This window comes from Streptosporangiales bacterium (assembly GCA_009379825.1).
Lineage (GTDB): Bacteria > Actinomycetota > Actinomycetes > Streptosporangiales > WHST01 > WHST01.
The window spans coordinates 17337-36740 of the sequence record WHTA01000006.1 but is presented as its reverse complement, the minus strand read 5'-3'; the positions used below and the strand labels follow the sequence as shown (position 1 = coordinate 36740).

Below are 19404 nucleotides of genomic sequence, written 5' to 3'. Positions count from 1 at the left end.
GTCAGTCGCCGTCCGCGCCGCCGCCGGTGATGACGCTCGCGACGCCGGGCACCTCGCCGATGTCGGCCGCCAGCTCGGCCAGGTCGCCCTTGCCGCGGAGGCGCAGGAGCACCGACACGCCGCGCGGTCCGCGCCCGCCTGCCTCGTGCTCCTGCTGCACGCTCTGCACTTCCTCGACGACGAAGCTGCGCCCCGTACAGAGGGTGAGTACCCGGCGCAGTGTGCCCTCGCCGATGTCGTAGTCGATCCGCACGTCGCGCACCGCGTAGCTGCTCTGCGGCAGCTTCCTGGCCACCGGGGATACGCCGTACACGACGAGGAAGTGGCCCGCGGTGACCGCGGCCGCAAGCAGCGGGAGGCCGGCGCCCGCGGCCGCGCCGACGGCGGCCGACAGCCAGACGACCGCGGCCGTGGTGAGGCCGCGTACGGCGTTCCTGCGGACGAAGATCAGGCCGGCGCCGATGAACCCGACCCCGGAGACGATCTGCGCCGCGACCCGCGACGGGTCCAGCATGATGTCGTCGCCGAGTACGTCACCGAAGCCGTACTTGGACAGCAGCGTGAACAGCGCCGAGCCGAGCCCGACGAGGGTCTGCGTACGCAGACCCGCGTCCCGGTAGCGCAGCTCGCGTTCCAGTCCGATGGTCAAGCAGAGTACGGCGGCGACGAGCAGGTTGAGCAGCTGCCACCAACCCTGACCGCCCACCTGCCATGCCGGGTTCGCCCATGTCATGGGCGCACTACTACCCCGGGCGGGGGAGAACTACCGCCTTACGAGCTGGCTGCCGTGTCCTCGGCTTCCTGCTCCTCTTCCTCCACTTCCTCGGGGGTCACGTCCTCGACCCGCTCGGGGAAGATCCACAGGCAGACGCGGCGGTACATCTGCTCCGGGTACGGCAGGTAGGGCACGGACCGCAGCGCCTGGTCCTGACCCGCGGACTCCAGGACGAACTCGCCGTAGCCCAGGATCCGGCCCGCCGGCGACCGCCGGAAGCTCATGTCCGTGACACGCGTGAGCGGCATCATCGCGACCTTCTTCGTGATGATGCCGGTGGTGAGGATGAAGCGCTTCTCCGTGATGGTGAACCAGTCCACCCACCACTGGACGGCGCGGACGACGAACCACCCGACAACCGCCAGCCCGGGGAGCCAGACGAGTGCCTGGACCGGAGACTCCGAGGGCAGCCGGCTGCTCACCGCCGCACCGAGGATGAGCACGCCGATCGTGATGAAGAACGACTTCGCCAGCACCACGGGATGCATGCGCACCGAGATGACCTGCTTCTCGGCAGGGAGCAGGTACCGGCTCACGGACGCCGGCGCGTAGTTACGCGGCGTCAGTACGTTCATCCGAGGCTACTCAGGAATCTGCCGACGCCTTCGAACCCGCCGGCGATGCCACCGGCGATACCGCTGACGATTCCCGCGGCCTGCGTCGGCTGCGTGACCAGGTAGAAGACGAGGAAGGCTATGAGCGCCCAGATGGCAATCTTTTTAGGCATGGTCTTGGGGGCACCTCCTCCAGCGGCCCTGCCTGGTGACTCCGGGTAAATGACACACTACAGCAACTCTATGTCCGGCACCTATGACTTCGGGAATCTCCCTGCCGCACCCGGTGCACTCTAACTTGTTCCGCTCGGGCGCGGGGGGATCCGCACTACGCCGCACCACGGCGTGCGGCGCTCTACCGTACCGCGCCGTAGAGCCGATCGCCCGCGTCACCCAGCCCGGGCACGATGAAGCCGTGCTCGTTCAACCGCTCGTCCACCGCGGCGGTGACCACGGCGACGTCCGCGTCGCCGAGGTCGTCGGCCATCCGGGCGAGCCCCTCGGGCGCGGCCAGCAGGCAGACGCAGGTGATCTGGCTCGCGCCCCGCTCGAGCAGCAGCTGGCAGGTGGCGGCGAGCGTGCCGCCGGTCGCGAGCATCGGGTCGAGCACGTAGCACTGCTTGCCGTCGATCCGGTCCGGCAGCCGCTGCGCGTACGTGGACGCGGTGAGCGTCTGCTCGTCCCTGATCATGCCGAGGAAGCCGACCTTGGCCATCGGCAGCAGCCGGATCATCCCGTCCAGCATGCCCGCGCCGGCACGGAGCACGGGCACCACGAGCGGCGACGGCCGGCACACCCGCTGTCCCGTGGTCGGCGCCACTGGGGTGACGATCTCGGTCTGCTCGGTGCGTACGTCCCTGGTCGCCTCGTAGGCGAGCAGCGTGACGAGTTCGTCGGTGAGGCGGCGGAAGGCCGGCGTCTCCGTGGTCTCGTCGCGCAACGCGGTGAGCTTGTGGGCGACGAGCGGGTGATCTACGACGTGCGTGCGCATGGCGGTCACCGTACCGGTTTCGCATGCCGCGGCCGGTCCGGCAAGACTGTGCGTCATGACACCGCAGCTGCCGCCGAGCCCGCCGCCGGCGCGGGTGGAGGAGTACGAGCCCGGCATGCGCGCCGCGTTGGCCGAGGCGGACCGGGCGGCCGCCGCCGGCGAGGTGCCGGTCGGGGCGGCCGTGTACGCCGCCGAGGGGGAGCTGCTCGCCACCGGCCGTAACGCCAGGGAGGCCGACCAGGACCCGACCGCACACGCCGAGCTGATGGCGTTGCGCGCCGCCAGCGCCCGGGCCGGCAGCTGGCGGCTGGACGGCTGCGTGCTCGTGGTCACGCTGGAGCCGTGCACCATGTGTGCGGGCGCCACGGTGCTCGCCCGGATCGCCACCGTCGTGTACGGCGCCGTCGACCCGAAGGCCGGCGCGGCCGGCTCGCTGTGGGACGTGATCAGGGACCCGCGGCTGAACCACCGGCCCGAGGTGCTCGGCGGCGTGCTCGCCGACGAGTGCGGCCGGCGACTACGCGACTTCTTCGCCGACCGGCGCTGACGGGGCCTCTTACATCGAGATCGCCCGCGTCTCCGGGGAGACCGTGAGGTCTTCGACCAGCGGAGACGCGGGCGACCGCCATGGCGGTGGCGGTGGGATTTGAACCCACGGAGGGCGGACCCTCACACGCTTTCGAGGCGTGCTCCTTCGGCCGCTCGGACACGCCACCGTGCGGCAGCCTACCTGAGACCAGTAGGCCGGTGCGCGCAGGTTTCCGGTAGCCGCGCGCGGTCGGTTCAGTCGGCCGAGCAGGGCACGTTGTTGGCCTTCAGCACGGCCCGCCCGTTCTCCGTCTTCTCCAGATAGCTCATGATCTGCTTGACCTCGGCCGAGTTCGGCGTGAAGTTCTTCGCGGCGCCGAGACCCCTGCTGGTCAGCGTCTTCAGGTAGTAGTTCGCGGTCTGGTTCATCTGCCGCTGCAGCTGGTCGGCCTCGGTGTCCTTGCCGGCCGAGCGCAGCCGCTTCACCTCGGCGTCGAGCCTCGACTTGGCCTTCTGCCACCGCACCGCCTGGCAGCTGGCGTAGTCCATGAACTGCTTCGCGACGCACTCGCTGAGCTGCGCGGTGGCCACCCAGTCGCCCAGCCGGCCGTTGAAGTACGACTCCAGCCCGGCGGTGTCGCTCACCGGGGTGTACGTGCCGCCGGTGGCGTGCGCGACCCCGCCCAGCTGCTTGCCGGTCGGGTTGCCGCCGCCCTTCACCCCGATGCCGACGACGTCGATCTCGACGTTGAACCCGGAGCGGCGGAGCTTGCGGGCCTCGGCCTGCGGGTTGCCGCCGCACTCGTCGATGCCGTCGCTGACCACGACGATCTTGTTGACCCGGTTGCGCTCGCTCGCGAACCCCTTCGTCGCGGCCCGGATCGACGCGCCGAGCGGGGTCCACCCGGTCGGCTCGAACTGGTTGAGCGTGCCGCCGACGTTGTCCTTCGTCAGGCTGCCGACCGACTCCAGCGTGTCGATGCCGCGGCAGCTCATCCGCCGGTCGGACCGCTGGTTGCTGCCCTCGTGCCCGAACACCATGAGGCCGAGCCGTTCGGTGGACTGCGGCGCGTTGTCGACGTAGTTACGGATGGCCTTCTTGGCCGCGGCCATCCGCGTGGTGCCGTCCTTTGTCTTGCTGACCATGGAGCCCGAGCTGTCCAGGATGATCATCGTGCTCGTGCCCCGCACGATCTTCGCCATGTTGGTGGCTCTGGCCTTCTCCTCGGCCTTGCAGACCTGGGAGGCGCACTTGTCGCCGGCCGGGTCCTCGCCCATCTCCTGCTGCACGCGGTCGGGGATGCCGTCACTGTCCGAGTCGGCGAACAGGTCGTCGAGCTCGTCGGCTTTCGTCGTGGCCTTCTTGGTCGGCTTCGAGGACTTCGACTTCGTCGGCTCGGTCGGTTTCGTCACGGGCTCGCCGGTGCCGCAGGCGCCGAGCAACAGGCTGGCCAGCAGCACGAACGTCACGGGAACGAGCGATGCGCGGCGGTGCGATCCAGGCGGCAGTACGGGCACGTGAAGACTCCTCGTTGGCACTCGACAACACTGTAGGAGACGAGCAAGGTGCGTGGTTGGCTCCAGGACGCCCGGATTGTGACCGGCTCGCTACCTGGCCGGCTCGGGCCGGTCAGCTCTCCAGGACCAGCACCCTGGCGTGCAGCACGTTGCGCTGATGCAACGCGCTGCGCAGGGCCCGATGCAGTCCGTCCTCCAGGTAGAGCTCGCCCTGCCACTCCACGACGTGCGCGAACAGGTCACCGTAGAAGGTGGAGTCGTCGGCGAGCAGCTGGCCCAGGTCGAGGTTGTTCTTCGTGGTGATCAGCTGATCGAGGCGAATCTGGCGTGGCGGTATCTCGGCCCACTGCCGATGGCTGTAGCCGTGGTCGGGGTAGGGGCGCCTGTCGCCCACCGCCTTGAAAATCATCGCTGGTCAGTGTATGGGAGATACCGGCACCAACTGGATACCGGCGTACGGGAACCGGGTTGCCGGCAGCGCCGTCCAGGGGCGGACAGCGAGAGAGAGGACTGTGCGTGCAGCCGAACGAAGCCGCGAGCGCGCCCGCCGGGGCCGAGTCGCAGCCGTCCCGCCCGCCGGCCATGACGACGGTGCCGGCGCCGGTCTTCAAGTCGCTGATCAGGTCCACCGCCGTCGCGGCGAGCCGGATGATGTCGCACTCCCTGTTCAAGGACGCGAAGTAGCGCGGCGCCGCAGCACGTACCATTCGGCGAAAAGCACGTGCACGAACAACGCCAGCCACGTGCTACCGCTCGCCACGTCGTGCAGCAGCGCCGCCGCGGCGTCGCCCGCGTACATCGTGTCCATCTGCGGCACCGCGGCCAGCATGAGTGGCGGTATCAGCAGCCGGGTGGTGATCACGCTCGCCGCTCCACCGGTGCACGGTCGGGTACCGGCTGCGCAGCCACGGCCAGAACTGCAGCGGGCCGGTGAGCGTCGCGACCGACGCGGTGAACACGTGCGCCGCAAGCACGGCGAGGTGGAACTCGCTGCGCGGTTCGATCCGGCTGGGCTGCATGTCCGGCGGCAGGTAGGCGGGCAGCGAGAGCACGACCTTGGCGAGGCAGGCGACCCCGAGAGCGACCAGCCATCACTGCCGGCGTCGGCTGCCTTGGTTGGGTGCCCGGGTGGTCGGGGTGGTGCTCGTCGCGGTGGTCATGGCAGCTCCTCGCCTGTGGTCGGTTCGACCTTGGCAGGGCGGGTGAGCGGGCACACGGTGGTCAGGTCCCGTTCTGTGGTGGTGATGTGTCCGCGGGTGTGGTGGGTGACGTCCACCGAAAAGTGGTTGCGATGTCTGGCACGATCCCCGGCATGGAGTTGCGCGAAGAGTTCGGCTGGCGCGGACGGCGGGTGCGGTGGGGTCGACAGGGCAGTGGTGAGCCCGTGGTGATGTGCCACGGCACGCCCTGGTCGTCGGTGCTGTGGCGGCCGTACGCCGAGGCGCTCAGCCGCGAGTACACCGTCTACCTGTGGGACATGCCCGGTTACGGCACATCGTCGAAGGACGCCGGGCACCCCGTGTCGCTGGACGTACAAGGCGAGCTGTTCGCCGCACTGCTCGAGCACTGGGAGCTGGACCGGCCGCACGTCGTCGCGCACGACTACGGCGGCGCCGTGACGCTGCGCGCCCACCTGCTGCACTCCGCCGAGTACGCGTCGCTGGCCCTCGTCGACGTGGTCGCTCTCGCGCCCTGGGGTTCGGACTACTTCCGGCTGGTGAAGGAGAACGCGGACGTCTTCACCGCGCTGCCCGCAGCGATCCACGAACCGGCCGTACGTGCGTACATCGCGGGCGCGAGCCACCGCGGCCTCACCGACGACCAGCTGGACGAGCTGGTGCAACCGTGGCTGGGGGCGGAGGGGCAGGCGGCGTTCTACCGGCAGATCGCGGCGGCCGACCAGCGGTACACCGACGACGTCCAGCCGCGGTACGGCTCGCTCGACCTGCCGGTGTGCGTGCTCTGGGGCACCGAGGACACCTGGATCCCCGTGGACCGCGCACACCGCCTCGCCGAGACGATCCCCGGGGCGGAGCTCGAGCTGATCGAAGCCGCCGGCCACCTGATCCAGCTGGACGCGCCGGTGGCCCTGACGAGCGCCCTGCACCGCTGGCTCGCGCGCCAGACCAACTGACCCCGCCGGCAGCCTGCTAGCCCTGGTCGCCGAGCCCGACCAGGAGTTTGCGCAGCAGCCGGGTGAGCTGTTCCTGCTCCCGGGGAGCGAGGCCGGCAAGCAGCCGGTCCTCGTTCTCCAGGTGGGTCGCCACGAGCTGGCCGGCGGTGAGCCGGTAGGGCGGGCCTGCCCGGCGTAGCGAGGCGAGCACGTCGTACTCCGCGACGGCTGCAGGTCGTGCGCGGCGAAGTGCTCGCGGGTGCCGCGTTAGAGCAGCCGCGACGCCCGGGAGATGCGCCCGACCACCTCCATCGGGCGGGTGTCGACGTCAGGGCGTTCGACCTGCCATTGCTCCCGAAAGCTCTGGCAGCGGATGCGCGCGCTGCCGTACGTGTACATGGCGCCCACGCTCGTCTCGGTGTCGCACGCGCGTGCGGTCTTCCTGCCGGAAGGGGGACGACGTCGAGCTCGAGACCTGTGGCACCTCGTCCAGGAGTCGTACCGGCACGCGGCGGGGTAGCCGGCGTCGGTCAGGGCTGCTTGCGTGCGTAGTGCCGCCGCGCGCGCTCCCGGTTGCCGCAGTCCGCCGAGCTGCACCAGCGGCGGGTACGGCTCCTGGTGCGGTCGAGGAACAGCCAGCCGCAGCCGTCGTCGGCGCACTGCCCGAGTCGGTCCAGCTCCGTCGAGCGCAGCAGCTCGTCCGCCTGCAACGCCATCAGGTCCACCAGGTCGGCCGGTTGTCGTGCGTCGACCGTCCAGCGCAGCGGCAACTCCGCTGCCGGCTCGGCGCGGCCGATCGCGTGGCTCAGGTCGTTGTGCAACGCGGTCAGCGTGTCGAGGTCGGGGGTGCGCTGCGTGGGCACGGCAGCGAGAACGGCGTAGAGGCGGTCGCGCAGCCCGGTCAGCCGGGCGAGAGCGCGCGCGGCGTCGGCCGGGTCGGCCGCGGCGAGCCGCCGGCCGGCGGCGGCGTCCAGCACGCCGGCGGCCGTCGCCCACCGCAGCGCCGCAGGGAAGTCCGCCAGCCGGTCCACGGTCTTCGCGGGTACCGGTCGCCAGGAGACCGTATTCGTCAGGTCGAGCACCGGATGCCCGCCGACCAGCTCGAACTCGTGTTCCTTCACCGTCACCACCGGCATCGTCGCGTAGGTAAACCTAACATGCTATTGGCTCTTTGAGTGTTAGGATCGACGGGATGTCACAGGCCCGAGAAGACACCCCGTCCGGTCCGTCGAGTACGCCGCCGCGCGGCCTGCGCGCGGGCGTGCGGATGGGCGTCGGTTTCGGTGCGGCCGGGTTCCTGTTGGCCGTGGCGTTCGGCGCGACGGCGCTGAGCCACGCCTGGAGCCCGGCGCAGATCATCACGTTCTCCATGCTGACCTTCTCCGGCTCCGCGCAGTCGGCGGCGCTGACCGCGCTGACCAGCGGCAGCGGTGTGGTGATCGCGGTCGCCGCGGCCGCGTCGATCACCGCCCGCTTCGTCCCGCTGGGGATCGCCGTCGGCTCCACCCTGCACGGTGGCCGGCTGCGGAAGGCGCTCGAGGCGCAGGGCATCGTGGACGCCTCCTGGGCCGCCGCCCACCTCGGCAACGGCCGCTTCGACCGCGAGCTGATGATCGGCGCCACCATCCCGCAGTGGCTGGCGTGGATCGCCGGCACCGTCGTCGGCGTGCTCGTCGCGCCCGACCCCGACCTGGTGGAGACCATCGGCCTGGACGTCGCCTTCCCCGCGTTCTTCCTCGTGCTGCTGTTCGACGAGGTACGCAAGGCGCCGCGCGGTCCCGTGGTCGCCGTGCTCGCAGCCGGCTGCGCCGGCGGGCTGCTCTTCGTCGCACCGCCGGGCATCGCGCTCATCGTGCCGTTGCTCGTCGCGTTGATCGGACTCGTTCCCCGGAAAGTGGAGGCAGATCCAGCATGATCTGGTCGACCATCGCAGGCGTCGCCCTGGTGACCATGTTGTCGAAGGCCGTGGGGCCGGTCGCGCTGGGTCAGCGCCTGCTGCCCGACCGCGCCACTTCGGTGATCGGACTGATGGCGCCCGCCCTGCTCGCCGCCCTGGTGCTCGTCCAGGTGGCCGGCCCACACTGGTCCGACTTCGACCCGGCGATGCTCGTCGGTCTGGCCGCCGCTGGCGGTGCCTGGTACCTGCGTGCTCCGCTGCCGCTGGCCGTCGTGGCCGGTATGGCCGCCGCCGCGGCGCTGCGCGCCCTCGGCTGACGCCGGAAAACCCTGGCGCGGGCCCGTCCCGCCGGGCCGAGCAGGGGGGAGCGCAGCCCGACGGGCGGGTGCCTTGAGCGTATGTCGTGATCCCCGTCTGTGGGCTACCCGATGCACATTTCGTTACCCGCGGCAGTTCGCCGTGCACGGTTTCAAGGGCGCGACGGTGCGGGGCATCGCCAAGGACGCCGGGGTCTCGCCCGGCCTCGTGCAGCACCACTTCCCGTCCAAGCAGGCGCTGCGCGACGAGTGCGACGGGTACGTGTTTACGCTCATCCGCGAGGCGAAGGCAGAGGCGGCCACCACGGGTGCGCTCCTGGACCCCGCGTTCATCGGGTACGCGCACGAGGCGTCCGTGGCCGTCACCAGGTACGTGGCGATGGCGCTCGCCACCGACGCGCCGGCCGCGAGCACCTACTTCGACGCGTGCGTCGACATGACGTACGAGACCTTCACCGGCGGCGGCGAGCTCGGTCCGGCCCTGCCGCCGACCGAGGAGACCCGCACTACGGCCGTGGTGCACAGCGCCATGCTCCTCGGTCTCTCGCTGCTGTTCGGACAGGTGCTGCGCGCGCTCGACCTGGACGCGGACGACCCGCAGACGGCCGTCCGCCTCGGCCGCGCCCAGCTGTTCCTCACCACCGACCGCATCGTCGGCGACGAGTTCGCCGACCGCATCCGTGCCGGCCTCGACCGCTACGAGCAGGCGGGCCGCCGAGACGAGGCGACATGACGACTGGCAACGTCGACTTCACCGGCGTCAAGATGACCCTGCTCGCGACCCTCTACGCCCGCGCGGTGGAGAGTCGGGAACCGCGCCCCATCCTGGGTGACCGGATCGCCGCCGAGATCCTCGACAAGGTCGACTACGACTTCACGAAGGTTCGTAAGGCCGCCGGCGACCGCTACACGGTCGCCATCCGGGCGAAGCAGCTCGACGTGTGGACGACCGAGTTCCTGGCCGAGCACCCGGACGCCACGGTCGTGCAGCTCGCCTGCGGCCTGGACAGCCGGGCGTTCCGGCTCGACCTGCTGCCGGCCGTCCGTTGGTTCGACCTGGACTTCCCCGACGTGGTCGAGCTCCGCTGGCAGGTCTACCCGTCGCGGGCCAACTACCAGCTGCTCGGCGGCGTCCGCGACCGACGCCGGATGGCTCGACGACGTGCCGGCCGACCGGCCCACACTGATCATCGCCGAGGGCCTGCTGATGTACCTGCCCGAGGACGACGTCCGGCAGCTGCTGCAGCGGGTCACCGACCGCTTCCCGACCGGCGAGCTCCTGTCCGACGTCGCAGCGCCCTGGCTCGCCCGGCTGGTCCGTATCCAGCACTGGGGGCTGCGCGACCCGCACGAGGTCGAGCGCTGGCTACCGCGCGCCCGGTTCGTCGCGGAGGCCAGCATCGTCGGCTCGCCGTACGCCGCCGCCATACCCACCCCCGCCTACCGGCGGATGTACCGCGTACTGCAGGCGATCTCCCCGCTGCGCGACATACTCCGCCTCGAGCGCTTCAGTTACTGACCGCGGGCGCGGTGGTCAGTCGTCCGCCCGCCAGATCTCGCCCAGTGGGGTGCCGGACATTCGTAGGCGGGTGAGGATGGCTTCGCCGGCTTCGGCGGACTCCTGCAGCACGACGTGGAAAGGGCGGCCCGGCCGGTCCCACCATTCGCCGTCCTGCACAGGTTGGGCCCACTCCTCGCCGGCCTCGTCGAGCAGGCCGAGCAGCTCGTCGAACGCCTGCTGGTCCTCGTCGGCGAGCAGTTGGCTGGTGTGGCGGACGATGACGACGTAGCCGGGTACGTCGTAGCCCAGCCAGTCCAGGTCGGTGAGGCACTCGTCGAACGCGGCCCAGTTCTCGCCGAAGTAGTCGGGGAACTGCAGGGCGGCAGCGAACTCGTCGTAGACGCCCTGCATGACGCGCATCTTCTGGCCCCGCACCGGGCGCACCACTTTGCCGGACCCCAGCAGCGGGTAGACGATCTTCTCCGACGCTTTTGCCGGCTCGTCGGCCAGCAGGTGCAGGTGCGGTCCGGTGAGCTTGTCGAGGCTCGAGAGATCCATCGGTGGCAACCTAGTCCATGGGTACGAACGTCTGGTAGTGGTCCTTCGAGTACCAGGAGGAGACCGGTACCTCCTTGCCGTTGCGCTCGATGTAGCCGATGACGACGCGTTCGTCGTCGCGGCCCACTGACTTCGCGTTGACGTCGTACTCCTTGTACTTCACCGGTTCGCCGTTCTCCCAGTGCCGCCTGGGCAACGTCTCGCCGAGCGGGTTGTTGGGGTGCTCGTCGTGGCGCAACTTCTTCGGGTCGTTCTTGTACGTCTTGCCGCCCTTGATTCCGGGCGGCGGAGAGCCGTTGTGCTTCACGATGTGGTCGCGGATGTCGACCGCGCGTTTCGGTGCCGCGGCCGGGCCGGCCGGGACCTTGGGATACTGCCCTCGCTCGGCGCGAGCGTTGCGACCGGTCGTGCCGAAGGCTCGGCGCGTCCGTGCGGCCACGCGGCCGGCGGTCCTGGTGCCGTTGACCGCCGCCCTGCCGGCCTTGCCCAGCAACTGACCGGCCTTGCCGAACGGAATGAACCACGTTGCGTTGACGCCGAGGAAGCCGAGGACGTCGCCTTCCTTGAGTTGGTCCACGCCCACCAGTGACCCGAGGAAGTCCAGGAGGTCGTTGAGTATCGGCTCGGCGTCGTCGACGGCCTGCTGGTGTCTGGCGGTGGCGTCCTCTTGCAGCCCCCGCAGCAACAGGACCGACTCGCCGAACAGCTCGTACGCGTAGTCGTTGGCCGCGTCTGCCCTGGCGGCGATGGTGGCGTCTGCCCGCACCATGATGTGCAGCTCGGTGTCCAGCCGCTGCAGCAGGTTGGAGCATCGCCGGTCCGCGTTGTTCGCCCGTTCGAGCGCGGCGTCCATGAACGGCTGTAGCCGGTGCTTGCCGAGGATTGCCTGCTGCTGTTCGCGCGCGTGCGTACCGACAGGGTTCGTCGGGTCGTCGTGGATCTCCGGCTTCGGCCACAGCTCGCCGTCCGGCTTGACGTACAGGTAGTAGCCATCCGCCTCGGCGGCGATCTTCTGCGCGGCCTGCTTGGCGGCCGTCAGCTCCACCGCAAGAGTCACCGAGGCCGTCGCCGCGGCGTCCATGATGGTCCCGGCGGTGTCGAACGCGAGGCTCATGGTGCTCAGCACCATGTTGGCTTCGTAATGCCCCGGGCCCTTCCACACCTCGCCAGACCGCGCCGGTGCGACCACCTCGGTGTCGTACGGCGGTCGCCCGCTGAGCTGGTGGTCGGCCGCTTCGTGCAGGTCGGTGCCGACCGAGTTGAACACCTGCGGTTGCAGCGTTCGCAGCTTCTCGTAGGTGATCAAATGCCGGTACTTCCCGGCAGCCGCTCGAACGCGGCAGCACCGTCCTGGTCGGCGTTGCCGTGCAGGTTCGCGGTCGTCACCAGCTTCTCGCCGACGAGCTGTAGTGCCGAGGACTGGGCGGCCAGTTTCCCTTGCCAGGCTTGCCGCCACTGCTGAAGCGCGGCCGACGACTGCAACCCGTCACACGACAGGTTCTCCACCGCGGAGCGCGCCTTCCTGTTCGCCCGCCTGGGGACGTTATCGAAGTCCTGCGCAGTCCCGCCGACCCGCCGCAGTTCGCTCAACCATGCCGTGGCTCCCATGCGTTTCCCCCTAATGCCAACCGCCCTACCGACGCCTGCACCCTGCGCGTGGTTCCTGGTTCCGCCGAGACGGAACTCGTCAGGGGGTCGGCCCTCATTGACGATCTCGCGTAGCGACAGGGCCTGCATGACGCGTCCTGGCAGGCGGACCGCACGGTGATGGACCCGATCGGCTGGGCTACGACAGGAGCGCCAGAACGGGCCGACCCTGCATGGGTCGACCCTCGGCGTTTTGCCTGGTCAGGCGGGGCGGAGGATAAGGGATTCGAACCCTTGAGGGGTTGCCCCCAACACGCTTTCCAAGCGTGCGCCCTAGGCCACTAGGCGAATCCTCCCGTGCGGATCCGAGCGTACCGGCCAATCTGTTAGCGTTGTTTCAGGCCCCTCGCGCGGCGTCACCCAGCTCAACTCCCCCAGGGCCGGAAGGCAGCAAGGGTCGGCAGGCTCTGTCGGGTGCGCGAGGGTGCCGTTACCTTCCCCTGTTCGTCGGTCCTTCGGAACCGACTTTCCGGCGGTCACGATTCCTACCGGGGGCCGAGCCCCCGGACCCCCACGTTCCCTGGTCGTTGTGGAACCGAGTTCCCTCGGGGGGCTTCGCTTCGCTTGGCACCAGGACTGTGGTGGTCGGTGTTGGGGCGGTGACCAGACTTGCGGCTGGGGGTTCGGGTGTCGGGGGTGGGAGGTAGGGTCGGGGCGTGTCGCTCGCGTTGTACCGGAAGTACCGTCCCGGGTCGTTCGCTGAGGTCGTCGGGCAGGAGCACGTCACTGACCCGCTCCAGCAGGCGATCCGCAACGGCCGCGTGCACCACGCCTACCTGTTCAGCGGCCCGCGCGGCTGCGGCAAGACCACCTGCGCGCGGGTGCTCGCCCGGTCGCTGAACTGCGCCGCCGGTCCCACCCCTGAACCGTGCGGCAGCTGTGACTCCTGCGTCGCGCTGGCGCCCAACGGGCCCGGCAGCATCGACGTGATCGAGATCGACGCCGCGTCGCACGGCGGCGTCGACGACGCGCGCGAGCTGCGCGAGCGGGCGTTCTTCGCGCCGGTGTCGTCCCGGTTCAAGGTGTACGTCATCGACGAGGCGCACATGGTGAGCAAGGACGGCTTCAACGCCCTGCTCAAGCTCGTCGAAGAACCGCCGGAACACGTCAAGCTGATCTTCTGCACGACCGAGCCGGAGAAGGTCATCGGCACGATCAGGTCGCGCACCCACCACTACCCGTTCCGGCTCATCGCACCGCAGGTGCTCCGGTCGATGCTCGCCGGCATGTGCGAGCAGGAGGGCATCGAGGTCGAGCCCGCCGTGCTGCCGCTCGTCGTACGCGCCGGCGCCGGCAGCGCGCGCGACGCGCTGTCCGTGCTCGACCAGCTGCTCGCCGGGGCCGGCGCGGGCGGCGTCTCGTACAAGCAGGCCGTGGCGCTGCTCGGGTACACCGACGAGAACCTGCTCGACCAGGTCGTCGACGCGCTCTCCGCGAGCGACGGCGCGACCGTGTTCGAGACGGTCGACCAGGTCATCTCGTCCGGCAACGACCCCCGCCGGTTCGCCGCCGACCTGCTGCAGCGGCTGCGCGACCTGGTCGTGCTCGCCGCCGTGCCCGACGTCGAGCACAAGGGCCTGCTGGACGCGCCCCCGGACCAGCTGGAGCGGATGCGCGGCCAGGCCGACCGCGGCGGCGCGGCCGCGTTGACCAGGGCCGCCGACATCGTCAGCGCCGCCCTCACCGAGATGCGCGGCGCCACCTCGCCGCGGCTGCTGCTCGAGCTGATGTGTGCCCGGCTGCTGCTCCCGGAAGCCGTCGGCGGGGAAGCCGCACTCGCCGCCCGGCTGGACCGGATGGAGCGCAGGCTGCGCTTGGTGAGCGCCTCCAGCACGGACGCGCCCCCGCCGGCCGCCACCGCACCGGCACCCCAGCCGGCGGCCAAGCCCGCCGCATCGGCGCCGCCCGCGGCGACGACCACCACCCCGGCCGCAGCAGCGCCGGCGCCTCGGCCGGAGGTCGAGCCGGCCACCCCGACTGCCGCGGCACCGGCACTCCAGACGGAGGCCGAGCCAGCCACCCCGGTCGCACCGGCACCGCCGGCCGAGCCGACGCCAGCGGCGACCACCGCGCCAACGCCCGCAGCCGAGCCAACGCGGCCGGCCGAGCCGACGCCCGCGGCGGCCACCGAGCCAATACCGCCGGCGCCCAGTCAGCCGGCCGAGCCGGCGCCCGCGACCCCGGCGCGTGGGCTCACCGACGTCAGCGAGCTGCGCCGGATGTGGCCCGAGGTCCTCGAGGCGGTCAAGGCGCGGCGGAAGTTCGCCTGGATGGTGATCAAGGACAACGCGCAGGTCGCGTCGGCCGACGGCAACGTGCTCAAGCTCGCGTTCTCCCGCGAGGGGGACGCGAAGGGGTTCGCGAACAACGGCTGCGAGCCCGTACTCAGGGAGGCGCTGGCCGAGGTGCTCGGCATGGACTGGCGGATCGAGACCACGACCGGCGCCGGTCAGCCGCCGCCGGCGGCGGCTGTCGGCGCGCCGGCCCAGGTGAGCGGGCCGAGCGCCCCGGCCGAGGCACCCGAGCCCGACCTCCCCGAGCCGGTCGACGACGCCGTCGACGACCCCTCCGAGCTCGACGCCGCGCAGCCGGCCGATGATGGCCTCACCGGGCTGCCGCTGCTCGAGCGGGAGCTCGGCGCCAGGGTCATCGACGAGCCGCCGGACTCGCCGACCGGATGACCGCAGGACGAGCCGCCCCGCCCGTCCCGATGCCGACACCACGCTGCCGATATGACGGGCGTCATCGTAGGCTCGATACCCACGACCCGCGTGCGGGAACCGCACGCAACCGCGAGCGTCAGGAGGGCACGTGATCCCAGGCAACCAGAACATGAACGAGCTGCTGGAGCAAGCGCAGCAGATGCAGCAGCAGATGATGGCCGCCCAGGAGGAGCTCGCCGAGTCCGAGGTCGTCGGCGTTGCCGGGGGTGGCCTGGTCCAGGCGACCGTGACCGGCACCGGTGAGCTGAAGTCGCTGGCCATCGACCCGAAGGCGGTCGACCCGGACGACACCGAGACGCTGGCCGACCTCGTGGTCGCCGCGGTACGCGACGCCACGGCCAACGCGCAGGAGCTGCAGACACAGCGGCTTGGCCCGCTGGCGCAGATGCTCGGGGGCGGTGCCGGCCCGGGCATGCTCGGCGGCTGAGCGCCACACGATGTACGAAGGTGCCATCCAGGACCTCATCGAGGAGCTCGGTCGGTTGCCCGGCATCGGGCCGAAGAGTGCGCAGCGCATCGCCTTCCACATGCTCGCCGGCGACCCCGCCGACGTGAAGCGGCTGGCCGAGGTGTTGGTCGCGTTCACCGAGAAGGTGCGCTTCTGCAAGATCTGCGGCAACGTCTCGGAAGAGGACGAGTGCAGGATTTGTCGCGATCCGCGCCGGGACGCCCATTTGATCTGCGTCGTCGAGGAACCGAAGGATGTCCTGGCGATCGAGCGGACCAGAGCGTATCGGGGCAAGTACCACGTGCTCGGTGGCGCGATCAGCCCTATCGACGGTGTCGGCCCGGACGACCTGCGTATCGCGGGGTTGCGCGAACGGCTCAGTGACGGCACCGTTACCGAGGTAGTGCTGGCGACGGATCCGAACTGGGAGGGTGAGGCGACGGCGACGTACCTCTACCGGGAGCTGCTCCAGCCGCTCGGCCTCCGCGTGACGCGGATCGCGAGCGGGCTGCCTGTCGGTGGCGACCTGGAGTATGCGGACGAGGTCACGTTGGGGCGCGCCTTCGAGGGACGGCGTCAGCTCGACAGCGCATGAGCGCGTCGGGGCAGAGGACTTGAGGGGGCAAGGATGAACACCGACTGGGAGAGCGTCGCCGACGAGGTGGCGAAGCACGTGGCGAACTACCTCGACGGCCTGCAACGCGTCGCTTCCGGCGACGGCAACGAGGGCCTGGTGCCGTTCCTGCTGCTTGAGGTCTCGCAGATCTCCTTCACCGGTGCGCAGCTCGGGGCGAGCGAGGACGTCGTACCCGACGGCAACGTGGAGCCGCCGCACGCGCTCGAGGGCGACGTGGACGCGCTGCGCCAGGGCCTGGCGACCCGGCTGAAGGACGTGGACGAGTACGTCGAGGTGTTCGACCCGTACGGCGCTCAGCCGGACCTCGACACCTACCGGCTCTCCGACGACCTGGCCGACATCGCCGCCGACCTGACCCACGGCCTGCGGCACTACGAGGCCGGCAACCGGGTCGAGGCTCTCTGGTGGTGGCAGTACTCGTACTTCAACCACTGGGGCAACCACGCGGGCGCCGCGTTGCGGGCCCTGCAGTCGATCGTCACGCACGCCCGCCTGGACGTGGCGGAGGACGTGACCGTCGGGGTCGCCGACGAGGTCGGGGTTTCCTAGCACCACGTGGCGAGGTGAGTGGCGCCGGTCACCGCGCGTTGGCATCGGCGTGCGATCCCGGCTAACGTCGAATGGGGCCTCGGTGCAGCGTCGCGCCGACGGATATTCCCTGTCTCGACCGCACCGGCGACCGTAGACTGACGGTTCCGCCCATTTCCCTGCTCGGAGGCGTGCGCGTCTTGTTGATAGTGCAGAAGTACGGTGGCTCCTCGGTCGCCGATGCCGAGGGAATCAAACGAGTCACCCGGCGAATCGTGGCGACCCGCAAGGCGGGGCACGACGTCGCCGTCGTGGTGTCGGCGATGGGCGACACCACCGACGAGCTCTCCGACCTCGCGGAGCAGGTGTCGCCGGTGCCGCCCGCGCGGGAGCTGGACATGCTGCTCACCGCGGGGGAGCGGATCTCCATGGCGCTTGTGGCGATGGCGATCGCGAACCTCGGGTTCGAGGCGCGGTCCTACACCGGCAGCCAGGCCGGCGTGATCACCGACGGCAGCCACGGCCGGGCCAGGATCGTCGACGTCACGCCGGGCCGGATCAGGGAGGCCCTGGACGCCGGCGCGATCCCGATCGTCGCCGGGTTCCAGGGGGTCTCGCAGGACACCAAGGACATCACCACGCTCGGCCGCGGCGGCTCGGACACGACCGCGGTCGCGCTGGCCGTCGGGCTCGACGCCGACGTCTGCGAGATCTACACCGACGTCGACGGCGTGTTCACCGCGGACCCCAGGATCGTGCCGACCGCGCGCCGGCTGGAGACCGTGACGTACGAGGAGATGCTCGAGCTGGCCGCGTCCGGCGCCAAGGTGCTGCAGGTACGCTGCGTCGAGTACGCGCGCAGGTACGGCATCCCGGTGCACGTCAGGTCGTCGTTCTCGGACCGGGAAGGTACCAGGGTGGTCGTCAAGCCCGAGCAGGGCGCTGAGGAAAGTGCGGGCATGGAGAACGCAATCATCGCCGGTGTGGCGCACGACAGGAGTCAGGCCAAGCTCACGGTCGTGGGCGTGCCGGACAAGCCGGGCGAGGCCGCCGCGATCTTCCGTATCGTGGCCGGCGCCGCCATCAACGTGGACATGATCGTGCAGAACGTCTCGCAGGCAACGACCGGTCGCACGGACGTCTCGCTGACGCTGCCCGAGGCAGACGGCGAAGCCGCCATGAAGGCGCTCGCCAAGGCGAAGGACGAGATCGGCTACGAGAGCCTGCTCTACGACGACGCGATCGGCAAGGTCTCGCTGGTGGGCGCGGGCATGCGCGCGCACCCGGGCGTCTCTGCGGCGTTCTTCTCCGCACTCGCGGACGCGGGCGTCAACGTCGAGATGATCTCCACCTCGGAGATCCGGATCTCCGTCGTCGTCCGTGGTGAGGACGTGAACGCCGCGGTGAGCGCGGTGCACAGCGCGTTCGACCTGGACGCCGACCAGGTGGAGGCCGTCGTGTACGGAGGTACCGGCCGATGAGCAAGCCGACCCTCGCCCTCGTAGGTGCGACCGGCGCGGTCGGCACCGTCATGGTCGACCTGGTGTCGACGCGGGAGGACGTCTGGGGCGAGGTACGCGTGGTCGCCTCGCCGCGGTCCGCCGGCCGCAGGCTCACCGTCCGCGGTGAGGAGCTGACCGTGCAGGCCCTGTCACCGGAGGTGTTCGACGGCGTCGACGTCGTCGTCTTCGACCTGCCGGACGCCGTGGCCGCCGAGTACGCGCCGATCGCCGCCGCGCGGGGCGCCGTCGTGATCGACAAGTCCGGTGCGTTCCGGATGGACCCACAGGTGCCGCTCGTCGTGCCCGAGGTCAACCCGGAGGCGCTGCGCGACCGGCCGCTCGGCATCGTGAGCACCCCGAACTGCACGACCCTGTCGATGATCGTCGTGATCGGCGCGCTGGAGAAGCAGTACGGCGTCGAGGAGCTGGTGGTCGCCTCGTACCAGGCGGCGTCCGGCGCCGGCCAGGAAGGCATCGACACGCTGTACGCACAGCAGGAGAAGGTCGCCGGTGACCGCACGCTCGGGGTGAACCCCGGCGACGTGCGCCGTGCCGTCGGCGACGACCTCGGCCCGTTCCCCGCGCCGCTGGTGATGAACGTGGTGCCGTGGGCGGGCTCGTTGAAGGACGACGGGTGGAACTCCGAGGAGCTGAAGGTACGCAACGAGTCGCGGAAGATCCTCGGCCGGCCGGACCTCCGGGTCTCCGCGACCTGTGTCCGGGTGCCGGTGATGCGGACCCACTCGCTCGCCATCCACGCGAAGCTGGGCGCGGAGGTCGACGTCCCCGAGGTGCGCAAGGTGCTCGATGAGGCGCCGAGCGTGCTGGTGTGTGACGACCCGGAGCAGGCGCAGTACCCGACGCCGGTCGACGTGACGGGCACCGACCCGACCTGGGTGGGCCGGATCAGGCGTGCGCTCGACGACCCGAAGGCGCTGGACATGTTCTGCTGCGGCGACAACCTGCGCAAGGGCGCCGCCCTCAACGCGGCGCAGATCGCCGAGTTGGTCGCGGCCGAACGCGGCTAGCGCCGAGCAGCTCTCTGCCGCGGAGCCCCACGTCGCGATGCGATGCGGGGCTCTCGCGTACCCGGTGACGGAACTCGCGAACCCCACTATGTGGAACTTCCTCCCATGTTACGGGCACGGTCGGGATTGTGTTGCACCC

At 70.5% G+C, this 19404-nt stretch carries 22 protein-coding genes, 2 tRNA genes, 1 other RNA gene and 1 pseudogene; 13 read left to right on the top strand and 13 right to left on the bottom strand.

Features of this window, described 5'->3' with window-relative positions; translation table 11 throughout:
* Position 1: 1 nt before the first annotated feature.
* From GEV07_04730 to GEV07_04720, 3 genes are all read right to left on the bottom strand, one after another.
* Positions 2-733: an MgtC/SapB family protein gene (locus tag GEV07_04730; protein MQA02040.1), complete on the bottom strand. Its 732-nt coding sequence runs from the start codon at positions 731-733 to the stop codon at positions 2-4.
* A 38-nt stretch (positions 734-771) separates the two neighbouring features.
* Complete coding sequence (locus GEV07_04725) at positions 772-1350, bottom strand: PH domain-containing protein (GenBank protein ID MQA02039.1); 579 nt, start codon at positions 1348-1350, stop codon at positions 772-774.
* A gap of 334 nt (positions 1351-1684) precedes the next feature.
* On the bottom strand, positions 1685-2320 hold the full coding sequence (locus GEV07_04720; GenBank protein MQA02038.1) for a uracil phosphoribosyltransferase: 636 nt from the start codon (positions 2318-2320) through the stop codon (positions 1685-1687).
* Positions 2321-2435: 115 nt separating this feature from the next.
* Here GEV07_04720 and GEV07_04715 point away from each other — a divergent pair, with 115 nt between their 5' ends.
* On the top strand, positions 2436-2867 hold the full coding sequence (locus GEV07_04715) for a nucleoside deaminase (GenBank protein MQA02037.1): 432 nt from the start codon (positions 2436-2438) through the stop codon (positions 2865-2867).
* 81 nt (positions 2868-2948) lie between these two features.
* On the opposite strand, the gene GEV07_04710 is transcribed toward GEV07_04715, so the two are convergent.
* The 4 genes from GEV07_04710 to GEV07_04695 all read right to left on the bottom strand — a co-directional run bounded on the left by GEV07_04710 (position 2949) and on the right by GEV07_04695 (position 5385).
* Positions 2949-3036: transfer RNA gene (locus tag GEV07_04710), tRNA-Ser, on the bottom strand.
* Positions 3037-3103: 67 nt separating this feature from the next.
* Entirely contained in the window at positions 3104-4366 is a 1263-nt protein-coding gene (locus GEV07_04705; GenBank protein MQA02036.1) for a VWA domain-containing protein, read from the bottom strand.
* A 112-nt stretch (positions 4367-4478) separates the two neighbouring features.
* Positions 4479-4775, bottom strand: coding sequence for a type II toxin-antitoxin system VapB family antitoxin (locus GEV07_04700; protein MQA02035.1), 297 nt, complete (start codon positions 4773-4775; stop codon positions 4479-4481).
* Positions 4776-5112: 337 nt separating this feature from the next.
* Positions 5113-5385 (bottom strand): DUF2306 domain-containing protein, encoded by a 273-nt coding sequence (locus tag GEV07_04695; GenBank protein ID MQA02034.1) that lies wholly within the window; start codon positions 5383-5385, stop codon positions 5113-5115.
* 293 nt (positions 5386-5678) lie between these two features.
* On the opposite strand from GEV07_04695, the gene GEV07_04690 reads away from it, so the two are divergent.
* Entirely contained in the window at positions 5679-6500 is an 822-nt protein-coding gene (locus tag GEV07_04690; protein ID MQA02033.1) for an alpha/beta fold hydrolase, read from the top strand.
* Positions 6501-6516: 16 nt separating this feature from the next.
* On the opposite strand, the pseudogene GEV07_04685 reads toward GEV07_04690, so the two are convergent.
* Positions 6517-6878: pseudogene (locus tag GEV07_04685) on the bottom strand (hypothetical protein).
* A gap of 131 nt (positions 6879-7009) precedes the next feature.
* The gene (locus tag GEV07_04680; GenBank protein ID MQA02032.1) at positions 7010-7615 is read right to left on the bottom strand and encodes a hypothetical protein; all 606 of its coding nucleotides are present in this window, start codon (positions 7613-7615) and stop codon (positions 7010-7012) included.
* Positions 7616-7671: 56 nt separating this feature from the next.
* Between GEV07_04680 and GEV07_04675 the strand changes: the two genes are divergently transcribed.
* The 4 genes from GEV07_04675 (at position 7672) to GEV07_04660 (ending at position 10286) form a co-directional block, all read left to right on the top strand.
* Positions 7672-8394: a branched-chain amino acid ABC transporter permease gene (locus tag GEV07_04675; protein ID MQA02031.1), complete on the top strand. Its 723-nt coding sequence runs from the start codon at positions 7672-7674 to the stop codon at positions 8392-8394.
* Complete coding sequence (locus GEV07_04670) at positions 8391-8693, top strand: branched-chain amino acid ABC transporter (GenBank protein ID MQA02030.1); 303 nt, start codon at positions 8391-8393, stop codon at positions 8691-8693. The genes GEV07_04675 and GEV07_04670 overlap by 4 nt, the downstream gene beginning before the upstream one ends.
* 73 nt (positions 8694-8766) lie before the next feature.
* Positions 8767-9426: a TetR family transcriptional regulator gene (locus GEV07_04665; GenBank protein MQA02029.1), complete on the top strand. Its 660-nt coding sequence runs from the start codon at positions 8767-8769 to the stop codon at positions 9424-9426.
* Positions 9423-10286, top strand: a complete 864-nt coding sequence (locus tag GEV07_04660; protein MQA02028.1) for a hypothetical protein — start codon at positions 9423-9425, stop codon at positions 10284-10286. The genes GEV07_04665 and GEV07_04660 overlap by 4 nt, the downstream gene beginning before the upstream one ends.
* On the opposite strand, the gene GEV07_04655 is transcribed toward GEV07_04660, so the two are convergent.
* The 4 genes from GEV07_04655 to GEV07_04640 form a co-directional block, all read right to left on the bottom strand.
* Positions 10228-10752 carry a hypothetical protein gene (locus tag GEV07_04655; GenBank protein ID MQA02027.1) on the bottom strand — a complete coding sequence of 175 codons (525 nt, stop codon included), beginning with the start codon at positions 10750-10752 and terminating at the stop codon, positions 10228-10230. The two genes, GEV07_04660 and GEV07_04655, sit on opposite strands and share 59 nt — an antisense overlap.
* Positions 10753-10762: 10 nt before the next feature.
* Positions 10763-12058 carry a hypothetical protein gene (locus GEV07_04650; protein MQA02026.1) on the bottom strand — a complete coding sequence of 432 codons (1296 nt, stop codon included), beginning with the start codon at positions 12056-12058 and terminating at the stop codon, positions 10763-10765.
* Complete coding sequence (locus GEV07_04645; GenBank protein ID MQA02025.1) at positions 12055-12342, bottom strand: hypothetical protein; 288 nt, start codon at positions 12340-12342, stop codon at positions 12055-12057. Before GEV07_04645 ends, GEV07_04650 begins: the two co-directional genes overlap by 4 nt.
* A 268-nt stretch (positions 12343-12610) precedes the next feature.
* Positions 12611-12695, bottom strand: a tRNA-Ser gene (locus tag GEV07_04640).
* 41 nt (positions 12696-12736) lie between these two features.
* On the opposite strand from GEV07_04640, the gene ffs reads away from it, so the two are divergent.
* From ffs to GEV07_04605, 7 genes are all read left to right on the top strand, one after another.
* Positions 12737-12834, top strand: an RNA gene (gene ffs, locus GEV07_04635) — signal recognition particle sRNA small type.
* A 221-nt stretch (positions 12835-13055) separates the two neighbouring features.
* A complete protein-coding gene (locus tag GEV07_04630; GenBank protein MQA02024.1) occupies positions 13056-15080 on the top strand; it encodes a DNA polymerase III subunit gamma and tau in 2025 nt (674 codons plus the stop codon).
* Between the two features lie 130 nt (positions 15081-15210).
* A complete protein-coding gene (locus GEV07_04625; protein MQA02023.1) occupies positions 15211-15549 on the top strand; it encodes a YbaB/EbfC family nucleoid-associated protein in 339 nt (112 codons plus the stop codon).
* 10 nt (positions 15550-15559) lie between these two features.
* Positions 15560-16165, top strand: a complete 606-nt coding sequence (gene recR, locus GEV07_04620; GenBank protein ID MQA02022.1) for a recombination protein RecR — start codon at positions 15560-15562, stop codon at positions 16163-16165.
* A gap of 33 nt (positions 16166-16198) precedes the next feature.
* Positions 16199-16756, top strand: a complete 558-nt coding sequence (locus tag GEV07_04615) for a DUF5063 domain-containing protein (protein ID MQA02021.1) — start codon at positions 16199-16201, stop codon at positions 16754-16756.
* 71 nt (positions 16757-16827) lie between these two features.
* A complete protein-coding gene (locus tag GEV07_04610; GenBank protein MQA02020.1) occupies positions 16828-18216 on the top strand; it encodes an aspartate kinase in 1389 nt (462 codons plus the stop codon).
* Positions 18213-19265, top strand: a complete 1053-nt coding sequence (locus GEV07_04605) for an aspartate-semialdehyde dehydrogenase (GenBank protein MQA02019.1) — start codon at positions 18213-18215, stop codon at positions 19263-19265. The genes GEV07_04610 and GEV07_04605 overlap by 4 nt, the downstream gene beginning before the upstream one ends.
* Positions 19266-19404: the final 139 nt, after the last annotated feature.